Annotated in this window: 14 protein-coding genes; 9 read left to right on the top strand and 5 right to left on the bottom strand. The window is 61.8% G+C overall.

Features of this window, described 5'->3' with window-relative positions:
* Positions 1 to 16 precede the first annotated feature (16 nt).
* Positions 17 to 1240, top strand: coding sequence for an aminotransferase class V-fold PLP-dependent enzyme (locus JJJ17_RS13075; protein ID WP_200687173.1), 1224 nt, complete (start codon positions 17 to 19; stop codon positions 1238 to 1240).
* A 49-nt stretch (positions 1241 to 1289) separates the two neighbouring features.
* On the opposite strand, the gene JJJ17_RS13070 is transcribed toward JJJ17_RS13075, so the two are convergent.
* On the bottom strand, positions 1290 to 2165 hold the full coding sequence (locus JJJ17_RS13070; RefSeq protein WP_200687171.1) for a LysR family transcriptional regulator: 876 nt from the start codon (positions 2163 to 2165) through the stop codon (positions 1290 to 1292).
* Positions 2166 to 2287: 122 nt separating this feature from the next.
* Here JJJ17_RS13070 and JJJ17_RS13065 point away from each other — a divergent pair, with 122 nt between their 5' ends.
* The 8 genes from JJJ17_RS13065 (at position 2288) to soxZ (ending at position 9586) form a co-directional block, all read left to right on the top strand.
* Positions 2288 to 3523, top strand: coding sequence for an aromatic ring-hydroxylating oxygenase subunit alpha (locus JJJ17_RS13065; RefSeq protein WP_200687169.1), 1236 nt, complete (start codon positions 2288 to 2290; stop codon positions 3521 to 3523).
* 38 nt (positions 3524 to 3561) lie between these two features.
* Complete coding sequence (gene hpbD / locus JJJ17_RS13060) at positions 3562 to 4671, top strand: 4-hydroxyproline betaine 2-epimerase (protein WP_200687167.1); 1110 nt, start codon at positions 3562 to 3564, stop codon at positions 4669 to 4671.
* Between the two features lie 157 nt (positions 4672 to 4828).
* Complete coding sequence (locus JJJ17_RS13055) at positions 4829 to 5131, top strand: c-type cytochrome (RefSeq protein ID WP_200687165.1); 303 nt, start codon at positions 4829 to 4831, stop codon at positions 5129 to 5131.
* Positions 5128 to 6408: an NAD(P)/FAD-dependent oxidoreductase gene (locus tag JJJ17_RS13050; RefSeq protein WP_200687163.1), complete on the top strand. Its 1281-nt coding sequence runs from the start codon at positions 5128 to 5130 to the stop codon at positions 6406 to 6408. Before JJJ17_RS13055 ends, JJJ17_RS13050 begins: the two co-directional genes overlap by 4 nt.
* Positions 6405 to 7430 (top strand): YeeE/YedE family protein, encoded by a 1026-nt coding sequence (locus JJJ17_RS13045; RefSeq protein ID WP_200687161.1) that lies wholly within the window; start codon positions 6405 to 6407, stop codon positions 7428 to 7430. The genes JJJ17_RS13050 and JJJ17_RS13045 overlap by 4 nt, the downstream gene beginning before the upstream one ends.
* Positions 7430 to 8764, top strand: a complete 1335-nt coding sequence (locus JJJ17_RS13040) for an FAD-dependent oxidoreductase (protein WP_200687159.1) — start codon at positions 7430 to 7432, stop codon at positions 8762 to 8764. Before JJJ17_RS13045 ends, JJJ17_RS13040 begins: the two co-directional genes overlap by 1 nt.
* The gene (locus JJJ17_RS13035; RefSeq protein ID WP_200687157.1) at positions 8748 to 9245 is read left to right on the top strand and encodes a thiosulfate oxidation carrier protein SoxY; all 498 of its coding nucleotides are present in this window, start codon (positions 8748 to 8750) and stop codon (positions 9243 to 9245) included. The genes JJJ17_RS13040 and JJJ17_RS13035 overlap by 17 nt, the downstream gene beginning before the upstream one ends.
* Positions 9246 to 9253: 8 nt before the next feature.
* The gene (gene soxZ / locus JJJ17_RS13030; RefSeq protein ID WP_200687155.1) at positions 9254 to 9586 is read left to right on the top strand and encodes a thiosulfate oxidation carrier complex protein SoxZ; all 333 of its coding nucleotides are present in this window, start codon (positions 9254 to 9256) and stop codon (positions 9584 to 9586) included.
* 59 nt (positions 9587 to 9645) lie between these two features.
* On the opposite strand, the gene JJJ17_RS13025 is transcribed toward soxZ, so the two are convergent.
* From JJJ17_RS13025 to JJJ17_RS13010, 4 genes are all read right to left on the bottom strand, one after another.
* Positions 9646 to 10455: a MetQ/NlpA family ABC transporter substrate-binding protein gene (locus tag JJJ17_RS13025; protein ID WP_200687153.1), complete on the bottom strand. Its 810-nt coding sequence runs from the start codon at positions 10453 to 10455 to the stop codon at positions 9646 to 9648.
* Between the two features lie 14 nt (positions 10456 to 10469).
* Entirely contained in the window at positions 10470 to 11138 is a 669-nt protein-coding gene (locus JJJ17_RS13020; protein WP_200687151.1) for a methionine ABC transporter permease, read from the bottom strand.
* 6 nt (positions 11139 to 11144) lie between these two features.
* Positions 11145 to 12110, bottom strand: coding sequence for a methionine ABC transporter ATP-binding protein (locus JJJ17_RS13015; protein ID WP_200687149.1), 966 nt, complete (start codon positions 12108 to 12110; stop codon positions 11145 to 11147).
* Between the two features lie 165 nt (positions 12111 to 12275).
* A complete protein-coding gene (locus tag JJJ17_RS13010; RefSeq protein ID WP_200687147.1) occupies positions 12276 to 13235 on the bottom strand; it encodes an AraC family transcriptional regulator in 960 nt (319 codons plus the stop codon).
* Between the last annotated feature and the right edge of the window lie 145 nt (positions 13236 to 13380).

Here is a 13380-nt window from a genome sequence, read left to right as displayed (position 1 = left end):
ACCGAAAGAGAAGACGATGCTTAGAAACACCGAATATCCGATCGACTGGTCATGGCACGACGCCGAGGGCTTTGGCCGGATGGTCAATGTCTCGGGCACGATGACCTCGCTGGGCGGCTCGATTGCGACGCAGCGGGTCGCGGCGGCAACTGCTGCGGCGATGCCGCGCTTTGCCCGTATTCACGAAATGCAGGCCCGCGCGTCCGAGGTGATCGCCCGTCTCACCGGGGCCGAGGCCGGATTTCTGACCGCATCGGCCAGCGCCGGGATCACATTGGCGGTCGCAGGCGCGATCACCGGCATGGACCCCGCCCGCGCCGAAGCGCTGCCGCAGGACCCCGGCCCGCGCAGGGCGGTGGCGGTGCAAATGGGCCATCTGTGCGAATATGGCGCGCCGGTATCGCAGGCCATCGCGCTGGCGGGCGGCGACACTCGGACCGTTGGTCAATCCACATTGGCGAAGGATTATCAACTGGATGCCGCGTTGGATGAGACCTGCGCCGCCGCACTTTATGTGGTGTCGCACCACGTCGTCGATTACGGCATGATCCCGTTGGAAACCTTTGCCGAGATTGCCCATGCCAAAGGCGTGCCGGTGATCGTGGATGCGGCGTCTGAATATGACCTGACGGGTTTTCTGGCCAAGGGCGCGGATATCGTCATCTATTCGGGCCACAAGTTCCTTGGGGGCCCGACATCGGGGATCGTCGCCGGACGCAGGGATCTGATCCGTGCCTCCTATTTGCAGAATATCGGCATTGGTCGGGGCATGAAGATCGGCAAGGAAAGCATCGCAGGCGCGATTGCCGCCATGGAACAATGGATGGAACGCGATCACGACGCTATCCGCGCCGAAGAGACGCGTGCGTTGCAGATGTGGCAGGCAGCAATCGCCGATCTGCCCGGCATCACTCCGATGCGCATCCCCGATCCGACCAATAACCCGCTGGAACGCCTGCAAGTCTGGGTCGATCCCGCCAAAGCCGGAGCCTCTGCCGCCCAGTTCGCCGAGGCTTTCGGGAGGCTGGACCCGCCCCTGATCGTGCGGGGACACGAGGTCGAGAAGGGCTATTTCCAGCTTGATCCCTGCAACCTTATGCGGGGCCAGGCCGAACTGGTCCGCGACGCCTTGGTTCACATGCTTACTAGTGGAGCCGATGCCGCCGCCATCGACGCCGATGCTGCAAAAGCCGCCGCGAGGAACGGCGGAACGCAGGCCTATATGAACTGGTTGGCGTAACGATAGCTTGGTCGGGGCGGTATATTCGCCGTCCCGCCACCCTTCCGGATCAACCCTGTTGCAGCCAATCGGCAAACAGCCGTGCCTCGACCGAGGCGCGTGGATGGATTGTCAGATGAAAACCGGCAGGCGAAGGCATGCTGTCGGGCACAAGCCTGACCAACCGCTGCTGATCCAGCAGATCACCCAAAAGCCCGCTCCAACCCAGAACGGCGCCCACATCGTCCTGCGCGGCTTGCAAGGCGATCATGTGGTTGTTCACATGCAGGCTGCGGCCTTTCGGCGGCGGATGCCCAAAGGCCGCGAACCAGTCCGCCCAGCCGGTCCAGTCATTTTCTTCGATTTTCATATGGATCAGCGGCGCGTTGAGCAGGTCGGCCGTGTTACGGATGCGGTAATCCTGCTGAAACCGCTTCGTGCCCAAGGCGATGATCCGGTCCTGAAACAACGGCCGCCATTCTTCGCCCGAATCCTGAGGAACGGCATAGCGAATGCCCAGATCTTCCCGCCCTGCCGATCCCGGCACATCGCTGACGATCTGCGAAACGGTGATGGCGGGATGGACCTTCCAGAACGCGGCGATCTTCGGGGTCAGCCACAGCGCGCTGACCGCGGTCGAGGCTCGGATGGTGACATCGACCGTCTCTGCGCTTTCGCGCAATTGCCCCACCGCTTCCGAGATCGTCTCGAAGCTGCGTTGCAGAGCGACCAGAAGAAAGGCACCCTTCTCGGTCAGTTCGACCCCGCGATGGCGGCGGGTAAACAGCGCGCAGCCCAGATCACGTTCCAACGCTTTGATCTGGTGGCTGACGGCGGCGGGCGTGACATTAGTTTCACTGGCCGCAACTTTGAAACTCATATGACGGGCCGCAGCCTCGAAACAGGTCAAGGCGGTCATGGATGACAGGTCGTATGGCCGTTTCATAAACAGCAGCCTTATCACATCTTGGATTAGCTCAAGTAATCCAGGATGAATTTTTATGCCGTTGTCAACCATCCGCTGCCGACTGAACATCTTCGTCAGCACAAACGCCACGGATGGAAGCCATGTCAGCCACCGCCAATCTTGCCGAACTGCTTCAGCGCCGCAAACAGGGGCACGCGCTTGAACAGCCCTTCTATATCTCTCCCGAAGTCTATCAGCAGGATCTGGATCAGATTTTCTACAAAGAGTGGTTATTCGCCATTCCGGCCTGTCAGTTGGTCAAGGCGGGCAGCTATGCGACGCTGAAGATCGGGGCGTATCAGATCGTCATCGTGAAGGGCGGGGATGGTGAGATCAGGGCGTTCCACAATTCCTGTCGGCATCGCGGTTCAATGATCTGCAAATCGCGCGAAGGTCAGGTCGCCAAGCTGGTTTGTCCCTATCATTCATGGACCTACGATCTGGACGGCAAACTGCTGTGGGCCAATAGCATGGGCCCGGATTTCGATCCCGGCCAGCATGGTCTGCGCAGCGTGGCGTTACGGGATCTGAACGGGCTGATCTATATTTGCCTTGCCGATACGCCCCCCGATTTCGACGATTTCGCCCGGCAGGCCGAACCTTATCTGGCCGTCCATGACCTGAGGAATGCGAAGGTCGCCCATACCTCTTCCATCATTGAAAAAGGCAACTGGAAGCTGGTTTGGGAAAACAACCGCGAATGCTATCACTGCGCGGCCAATCACCCGGCTTTGTGCCGGTCCTTCCCGCTGGATCCCGAGGTTGCGGGCGTCTCGGCCGATGGCTCGATTTCGGGCAGGTTGCAGGCGCATTTCGACCGTTGCGCGGCGGCAGGTGCCCCGGCGCAGTTCCTGCTGAGCGATGACGGTCAGTTCCGCCTGGCACGAATGCCGCTGGAGGTTCCGGCGGTCAGCTATACGATGGACGGCAAGGCCGCTGTGACCAAGCCATTGGGCCGGGTCGCGCCTGCCGATGCAGGATCGCTTCTGGTCTTTCACTACCCAAGCACCTGGAACCACTTCCTGCCCGATCACTCGCTGACCTTCCGTGTCACACCGATCAGCCCGACCGAGACCGAGGTGACGACGACATGGCTGGTTCACAAGGACGCGGTTGAAGGCGTGGATTACGATCTGCAACGCCTGACAGAGGTCTGGATCGCCACCAATGACGAGGATCGCGAGATCGTCGAGACCAATCAGGATGGTATCTTCTCGCCCGCTTTCGTGCCCGGCCCCTATTCGCCGGACTGGGAAAGCGGCGTGATCCAGTTCGTTGACTGGTATGCCGACCGCATGGAGCGCACCGCGCTGCCCCGCCCCATGGCGGCGGAATAGCCGCCCTCACATCTCATCCATCAGCAAGGGGGCCCTCCATGCGGATCGCCGAAATCCATGTCTATGCACATGACCTTCCGGTCGTGGACGGGCCTTATACGATTGCAAGCTCGACCGTCTGGTCGTTGCAGACGACGCTGGTCAAGATCGTCGCCGATACCGGCCTGATCGGTTGGGGTGAAACCTGCCCCGTCGGGCCGACCTATGCGCCGTCCCACGCCCTTGGGGCACGCGCTGCGCTGGCCGAAATGGCCCCGGCCCTGATCGGCGCGAACCCGTTGCAACCGCTGATGCTGCGGCGGCAGATGGATGGGCTGCTATGTGGTCATAACTACGCCAAGGCGGCGATCGACATTGCCGCCCATGACCTGATGGGCAAACATTACGGCGTCCGGGTGGCGGAGCTGTTGGGCGGGGTCGCCAGCGAGCGGGTGCCGTCCTATTACGCGACCGGCATCGGTGAACCGACAGAGATCGCGCGGATTGCCGCAGAAAAGGTTGCCCAGGGTTTCCCGCGGCTTCAGATCAAGATCGGCAACCGCCCGGTGGATATCGATATTGAAACCATCCGCAAGGTTTGGGAGCGGATCAAGGGAACCGGCGTGCGGCTTGCGGTTGATGGCAACCGCAGTCTGCCCGCCCGCGATGTTCTGCGCCTTAGCCGGGAATGTCCCGACATCCCTTTCATCCTTGAACAGCCTTGCAACACGCTGGAAGAGATCGAGCTTCTGAAAGGCCGGGTGTTGCACGGTATCTATCTGGACGAAAGCGGGGTGGATCTTTCGACCGTGATCCGCGCTGCGGGACAGGGGCTTTGTGATGGCTTCGGTATGAAACTGACCCGGATCGGCGGACTTGCCGCAATGGCAACCTTCCGGGATATCTGCGAGGCGCGTGCCCTGCCGCATACCTGCGACGATGCATGGGGCGGTGACATCATCGCGGCCGCCTGTACCCAGATCGGCGCGACGGTTCAGCCACGCCTGAATGAGGGTGTCTGGATCGCGCAACCCTATATCGCCACCCCGTATGACCCCGAAAATGGCATTCGGATCACGGATGGCTATATCGACCTGCCGAAGCGCGCGGGGCTTGGTATCTCGCCCGATGAGACACTGTTCGGATCGCCGGTGCAGCAATACGGCTGACCGGCCCCTCTGTGGCCGTTGCCGTATCAGACCGATGTCTTGTGGACAGGCGGCGCGTGGTTTCGTTACGACTAGGGGTATCGTGCCAGCCAACTGATCCTGCGGTCTCTACGGATGCGTCCGGGCCGTTCCCGAGATACGGAGAGGACCGCCCGCCATGCGCCTGATCGCCGTTTTTCTTTGCAGCCTCCTGTTGGCACAGGCGTCCGGTGCAGACAGCTATGATCGTGATGCGGCGCAGGTGCTGGCCGGACCATGTGCCAGTTGCCACGGGCCGGATGGCCGCTCGCCCGGTGTTATGCCTGACATCGCCGGGCTTCCGCGAGAGTATTTGCTGGAAAGGTTGACCGCGTTTCAGGACGGCAGCGAGCCCGCAACGATCATGACGCGGCTGATGCAAGGATATGACCGGACGCAGATCGACACGCTCGCCATCTGGTTCTCGGAGGTCGAGGAATGAGCGTTTCGCGGCGAAGCACCTTGATGGGGATCGGGGCCGGTATCGGTGCGCTGGCAATGCCGGGTCTGGTCCGGGCAGAGGCTGCTTCGGCGCATGTCGTGGTTGTGGGCGGCGGTTTTGGCGGGGCGACGGCGGCGCGCTATCTGCGGCGGCTGAACCCGGAGATGAAAATCACGCTGATCGAACCGGCGACCAGCTTTGTCACCTGTCCGTTCTCGAACCTCTATCTGGGCGGGTTGCGCGACTGGGCCAGTATCGGCCATGGCTTTGACGGTCTGAGGGCCGCGGGGATCAACGTGATCCATGCGACCGCCGAACAGATCGACGGGGCGGCACGCCGGGTGATCCTGAGCGATGGTCAGTCGCTGGACTATGACCGGCTGATTCTGTCGCCGGGGATCGATTTCCGGTGGGACGCGTTGGCGGGCTATGACGAAGCCGCGGCTGAAATCGTCCCGCACGCATGGAAAGCCGGGCCGCAGACGCAGGCGCTGAAAGCACAGCTTGAAGCGATGGAGGATGGCGGGCTTTTCGTCATGTCGATCACCGACGGCGCGTTTCGCTGCCCGCCCGGCCCCTATGAGCGGGCCTCGATGGTCGCGCATTATCTGAAGACGCATAAGCCGCGATCCAAGGTGCTGCTGCTGGACAGCAAGGATACGTTCTCGAAACAGGCGCTGTTTCAACAGGGGTGGGAGGCGCTTTATGGCGGGATGATCGAATGGGTCAGCCTGACGAACGATGGGCAGGTGCTTCGGGTCGATGCGGCGGCGCGTGAGGTCGAGACGACCTTCGGAACACGCCATCGGGCAGATGTGCTGAACGTGGTGCCGCCGCAGAAAGCGGGCTGGATCGCCGAGCGGGCCGGTGTCACCGATCAGACGGGTTGGGTGCCGGTGAAAGGAAACACCTTCGAATCCATGCTGGTGCCGGATATTCATGTGGTGGGCGATGCGACCATTGCTGCGCCGATGCCGAAATCCGGCTTTTGCGCCAATGCGCAGGCCAAGGTTGCCGTCGCCGCGATCAGCGCCGATTTGGCCGGACGCGCCCCGCCGCCTGCCAGTTTTGCCAATACCTGCTACAGCTTGATCGGGCCTGACTGGGGCATCTCGGTCGCGGGGGTCTATGCGGCTGACGGGGATGCGATCATCGAAATCCCCGATTCCGGCGGTGTCAGCCCAATCGATGCCGATGCGCATTTCCGCAAGGCCGAGGCGGAATATGGCGCGGGTTGGTATGCCTCGATCACCGCCGACATCTGGGGCAGGTCGTGAATGCGGTCATTGCGGGGCTGGTGCTTGGGCTGATCTTCGGAGCGGCGGCGCGGTCGGGGCGGTTCTGTCTGCTGCGCGGCATGAAGGGATTGGTCGGGCGAGGCGATCTGTCGCCGCTGCGGGCATTCGCGCTGGCGATTGCGGTGGCGATCCTTGCCACGCAAATCCTTGCGCTGACCGGAGGCACCAATCTTGCCGGGTCACTGCCGATGCGGCCGCGCTTTTCGTGGATGGCGATGTTGGCCGGGGGTGCGATCTTTGGGCTGGGCATGGTGATGGCGAATGCCTGCGGCGCGCGCTCGGTCGTGTTGGCGGCGGGGGGAAATTTGCGCTCGGGTCTGGTGCTGGTCAGTCTGGCGCTGGCGGCGCAGGCCAGCCTGACCGGGGTGTTGCAGCCGCTGCGGAATGCGGTTCAGGCGATGGGCGTGGTCGAACCGTCGCGCCTGTCGCTGATAGATGTTTTCGCAGGTTTTGGCCGCTGGCCTGCCATGCTGCTGGCCATTGGGTTGCCGGTCGGGCTGCTGATCTGGCTTGCGCTGCCGCTGATCCGCAACCGGCGGGCCGAGGCGGCTATGGCAGTCATCATCGGTCTGGTCATCGCGGCGGGCTGGTGGGTCAGCTTTGTCACAGATGATCCGTTCGATCCGAAGGTGCTGACCTCGCTCAGCTATGTGGGACCGATGGGCGAGGGGCTGTTATGGCTGATCCTGTCCACGGGTCGCGAGTTGAGCTTTGGCGTCGCGGCGGTGGCCGGAACGGCGCTAGGCGCGTTGGTGGTGGCGGTGCTGTCGTCGGATTTCCGGCTGGAATCCATCGGTTCCACGGGGCGCGCGATGCAGGCGATTGCCGGGGGCGTGCTGATGGGCTTTGGCGGTGTCCTTGCTTTGGGCTGTTCTATCGGGCAGGGTATTTCCGGTACCTCCACGTTATCGCTGGCCAGTCTGGTCGCGTTTTCAGGCATCCTTGCCGGGATCGTGATCGGGCTTGTCCTGATCCGCTCGCCTGACAAGGAGACGCCCTGATGTTACGCCGCCGCACGCTTTTGACCTCTGCCCCCGCTATCGCCATCGGCATGGGGCTGATCGGCCGGAACGCCTTGGCCGCACCCGCCGCGCTGACCTCGGAGACCGTGCTGCTGCCGCGCAAGGGCAATGCTGCGAGGATCGTCATCTGCGGCGGAGGCTGGGGCGGGCTGACTGCCGCGCGCTATCTGCGCGAGGAACTGCCCGATGCCGATGTCATCGTGCTGGAGCGGAACCCGATCTTCTGGTCTTGTCCGATGTCGAACAAATGGCTGATCGATGTGGTCGATACCGGCTTTCTGGCCCATGATATGATCGCGCCCGCACAGAAATACGGCTACACCACCGTGCAATGCGAAATCACCGCGATTGAGCGTGACCGCAAGATCGTCCGCACCTCGCAGGGGAATGTGGATTACGATTTCCTGATCCTCGCGGGCGGGATCCGCAATGCCTATGACGCGTGGTTCGGAGAGGATCTGGAGGCGGCTGAATATACGCGGACGCATTTCCCCTCGGCCTATATTCCCAGTGCGGAATCGCTGGCGCTGAAGAACAAGGTCCGCAACTTTACCGGCGGCACCATTGTGATGACCCTGCCACCGCCGCCGCATCGCTGCCCGCCATCGCCCTATGAGCGGGCCTGCGTGATGGCGTGGCATTACAAGACCAACAACATTCCGGCCAAGATCATCATCCTTGATCCGAAGCCGCAGGTCGCGCCCATCGGCGCCGGATACCGCGCCGCCTTCGAAGAGCTTTATCCCGACATCATCACCCATGTCCCGAATGCGAAGGTCAAGGAGGTCGATCCCTATAACAAGCGGATCATGACCGAGGCCGGGGATTTCGACTTTGACGAGGCGGTGCTGATGCCGCCTCATCAAGCCTCGGACATGGTGTTTCATGCGGGTCTGATCGGCACCGATGCCGAGGGGAAACCGACCGGCTGGGCCGATATGGACCCGCTGTTTTTCCATGCGAGACAGGATGACAGCGTCTATGTGATCGGCGACAGCATGGGCGCGGTGTCACCGCATTTCGGCCATTATCCCAAAAGCGCGCATGTGGCGAATTATATCGGCAAGATCGTCGCGGGCTATATCGGCCAGCGGGTCCGCGGTGAAGAGGTCGCCATGCGCCTTCCGGACAACCTGTGCTACATGATGGTGAACGGCGATCCGCAAGAGGCGATCTCGGTGGAGTTCACCTATGAGATGGGCGCCGACAATCAGGTGCATCAGACGCAGATCGACATCGACGTGCGAACGCCCGATCTGATGAAGGAGGATTTCGTTTGGATCGACGGGATGTTCAATGACTTCCTTCGCTGAAATGCGGCGTCGCCAATTGCTGTTGACCGGCGCGGCCTTGGGCGCGGGGCTTGCCGCCGTGGCGGTTCCATTCCCGGCGCGCGCCCAGATCTCGACCATTGCCGAGCCGCAGCCGGACGATGCCGAATCCGATCGGTTGGCCGCCCAGTTTCTGGACGGGCAGCAGCCGGTGAATGAGGGGCTGGTGTTGGAGCTGCCTGCGCTTGGCGACAATCCTGCCGCCGTTCCGCTGCGTGTTCATGTGACCGAGGCGATGACCGGGGACAGTTTCTGCGAAGAGATCATCGTTCTGGCTTCGCGCAATCCCCTGCCGCTGGCGTGCCGGTTCCGGTTCACGCCGATGACCGGCTCGGCCGATGTGGCGGTGCGGGTGCGGTTGATCCAGTCGATGAAACTGCGCGCGCTGGCGCGGATGAGCGATGGCCGCGTGTTGCAGGCCAAGGGTGAAATCACCGTCGCCGCCGGCGGCTGCGGTATGTGAGGTTTCCCATGTCCACGACACCCCCCCGCATCTGGATCAGCAACGAAACCCCCGCCCAGGGCGAGGTTGTCCGTATCCGCGCGCAGATCGTTCATCCGATGGAGACCGGGTTTCGGATCGATGCCGCCGGTCAGCCGATGCCGGAAAACCTGTTGCAGGGCTTTCAGGCGCATCTGGACGATGATCTGCTGATGGAATGGCAGCCCGAGACGGCGATTTCGCAGAACCCCTATATCGAGTTCACCTTCGCTGCCCGCCGCAGCGGGGCGCTGCGCATGGTCTGGACCGATCAGAGCGGCGATATCGCCACTGTCACCCGCGAGATCACGGTCGGCGGTTAGGCGCGACCGGACCTGTTCCGCGAGAGGGCAGGGGCGGGATAGCGCCCCTGCGGGTCTTGTTACTCGACGACGGGCAGCACTGCGCCCTTGTAGGTTTCGTTGATGTATTCGCGGGTGGCGTCGGATTGCAGCACCTCGACCAGTGCCTTGATCTCGGGCCGCTCTTCATCGCCGCGACGGACGGTGATGATATTGGCATAGGGATTGTTCTCGGCGCTTTCGACCGCAATCGGGTCGTTCACCGGATCAAGCCCCGCGCCAAGCGCGTAATTGGCGTTGATCGTCACCGCGTCAGCTTCGTCATTGGCATAGACCTGCGGCAGCAGCGATGCCTCGATATCGGGCAGGAAGGTCAGGTTCTTCGGGTTTTCGGCAATGTCCGAGATGCGGATATCGACCGGCTCGACGCCTTCTTTCAGGGTCAGCACGCCTTCGCGCTGGAAAATGGAGAGGATGCGGCCTTCCTCGGCCACGGAATCGCGCAGGATGACCCGGCCATCCTGCGGCAGTTCCGACAGCGTTTTCCAGCGTTTGGAATAGATGCCGATAGGCTCGACATGGATATTCCCGGCATTGACGAAATCATAGCTTTCATCGCCCGCATTCTGTTCGAGAACCGAGTTCAGATAGGGGACGTGCTGGAAGTAGTTGGCGTCAAGTTCGCCCCCGGCAAGGGTGGTGTTCGGCAGGACATAGTCCTGAAACACAATCACTTCCAGATCGATGCCCTGTTCGGCAAGGATCGGCTTTGCGAATTCAAGGATCTCGGCATGCGGAACCGGGCTTGCACCGACGCGAAGCGTGGTGTCGGCCAATGCGCCACTGGTGCCAAGCGCCAGAACGGCGGCTGCAACGATATGTTTCTTCATTCTTTTTCCTTTCGTTAACGTTTGTCCAGAAACCGCGTCAGGCGGTCGCCGGTTAGCTGAATGATGAAGACGATGGCAAGGATCACGGCGGTCGCGACCAGCGTGACTTGTTGGTTGTTGCGCTGAAATCCTTCGAGATAGGCCAGATGGCCAAGGCCGCCCGCGCCAATCGCCCCGGCCATTGCCGTGAACGACACCAGCGCGATCAGCGTGACTGTGATGCCCGAGACCAGCGCCGGGCTGGATTCGGGGATCATCACCCGGAACAGGATCGTCCCAAGACCGCCGCCCATGGCGCGGGTCGCCTCGATCACGCCGCGATCGACCTCGCGAAAGGCGATCTCGACAAGGCGTGCGTAGAACGGCGCGGTGCCGAAGATCAGCGAGGGCAGGGCGGCGTTCACGCCAAGGATCGAGCCGACGACCGCCTTGGTGAACGGGATCAGCAGGACCAGCAGGATGATATAGGGGATCGCCCGGCCCACATTCACGATGACCGACATCAGCGCATAGATGGGCCGGTTCGCCAGCGGCTGTCCGGGCGAGGTCAGAAACAGCGCCGCGCCCAGAAGCAGGCCCAGCAGGAAGGTCGCGACCCCGGCAAAGGCGGTCATGTAAAGCGTGTCCAGCGTGGCCTGCCAAAGCTGATCGCCGCGGACGCGGGGAAAAATCGTCTCGAACATGATTGATCAGCCCTCCGCCAGCGTCAGGCCGCTGTCCTGCAACCGGGCAAGGATCGGTTCGGGGTCGGGATGGGCATCGTCCAGCGTCAGATCAAACCGGGCCTGGCCGTTATCTGCGTCGCGTCCGGGTGTCGGGGTCAGGACAAGCTGCAAGTCATGCACCAGACGCAGCAAATCGGCCTCTCGCCCCTGCGGCACGATCACCGACAGCTTGCGCGCGCCATCGTTCCCCGTTGCCGGAAGCTGTCGCAGGAAGCGTTGCGTGACCGGCTGTTCCGGGTTGGCGAAGACCTGCGAAACCGGGCCGGTTTCGACGATATGGCCCTGTTCCATCACCGCGACATGGCTGCAAATGCGGCGGACGACGTGCATTTCGTGGGTGATCAGCACGATGGTCAGGCCAAGGCGGCGGTTGATGTCCGACAGCAGATCAAGGATCTGATCGGTGGTATCGGGGTCCAGCGCCGAGGTGGCTTCGTCGCAAAGCAGCACTTCGGGATTGTTGGCCAGCGCGCGGGCGATGCCGACGCGCTGCTTCTGCCCGCCAGATAGCTGCGAGGGCCATGCCTCTTCGCGCCCTTCCAGCCCGACAAGGCGGATCAGTTCTTCGGTGCGTGCGGCGATCTCGGCCTTCGGAACGCCCGCAATCACCATCGGCAGCGCGATATTGCCCCGGACAGTGCGCGACCAGAGCAGGTTGAAATGCTGGAAGATCATGCCGATCCGGGGGCGGATGCGGCGAAGCTGTGCCTCGGTCGCGGTGCCGATCTCTACCCCGTTCACGCGGACGCTGCCGCTGGTCGGGCGCTCTAACCCGTTCAGCAGGCGGATCAGCGTGCTTTTGCCCGCGCCGCTATAGCCGATGATACCGAAGACATCGCCGTTCGAGATGTCCAGATCCACATCCGAGACCGCCCGAACCGCCGTCGTGCCGTCATCGAATATCCTGAACACGTTCCGGAGAGAGATCATATTGCGCATTCCTTAATCACCAGACGTTTAGTCGAGTATTAAGGGAAATGGCTTTTGAATGTCTGCCCCGATTCGACATAAAACGGCCAGATTTTCTGGACGTTTTGAACAGGTTCATCTCTGACGCAACGTCAGCGGGGATTCTTTCGGGTGGCTGCGGCGGTCTTATGCGACTTTCGGACCTGTCTCGCCCTGCGACATTTTCAGATGCGCGATCTTGCGGTAGGTGCGCGGCGTCATTCCGGTTTCTCGCAGAAAGGTGCGGTTGAAATTCGACAGGTTGCTGAAGCCGGAATCGAAACAGATATCGGTGATCGGCTGGCTGGTATCGGCCAGCATCGCCCGCGCCCGCCCAAGCCTGACCGCGCAGAGATAGGTCGAAAAATTCATCCCGGTCAGCGCCTTGAAGCTGCGCGAGAAGGTCGCCGGATCGGTGCCAAGCTTTTTGGCGATGGTCTGCATATTGGTGCTGGGCGAGGATTGCAGCATCTGGATCGCCTCATCGATCCGGGCATGGCGGCGACCCGAAAGCGGAACATAGTTTTCGACAAAACCGGCACTCGCCATCAATCGGCTGTCCTGGGCCGCATGCAATTGTCCGACAATTTCCGCGAAGATGCCAAGACCCGCGGCCGGGCTGCTTTCGGCAAGCCGCATGACCATTGCGCCAATCCGGGCCGCGTCGTCACCGAAAAATTCGATGCCGCGTTCGGCCATCGGCGCCAGCGCCTGCAATGCGCGCAGCTCTGGCATCGCCATCAGCCGGTCGGCGTCGAATTGCAGCACATAATCGCGCTCGGGCACGACGCCCGATGGCGTGATCCAGTTATGCGGCAGGTTTTTTCCGCACAGGACCAGATGCCCCGGCTCGAACGAGCCGACATAGTCGCCGACATAGGCCAGACCGCTGGCATAAGGGATATAATGCAGCTCCCATTCCGGGTGATAATTCCAGATGCAAAGCTGATACGGATAGTCGTCGAGACGGATCAGATAAGACCGCTCTTCCGGGATGCTGATCTGTTCACGCTTGGCCGAGAAGGACCGCGGCGGCACCTGATGGGCGTTGTAGTCGTGTTCCTCGGTCTGCTGGTCGTCTCTTGGGCGTAATGGTGTTTTGTCCATGCGATTAATGCTCTCCCCTCCCCAAGAATGACATAAAAGTATCGGTTTATGTCAAGAGATAAGCTAGAAGAGGCGCTTTTATCGGCAAATCATAAGCGCAGATGTGACGAAGCCGCATCTGCTTCATCTCGGGGAGGAGATTCAG

It is taken from the genome of Paracoccus caeni (assembly GCF_016629665.1).
Classification (GTDB): Bacteria; Pseudomonadota; Alphaproteobacteria; order Rhodobacterales; family Rhodobacteraceae; genus Paracoccus; species Paracoccus caeni.
This window is presented reverse-complemented; position numbering and strand designations above follow the sequence as displayed.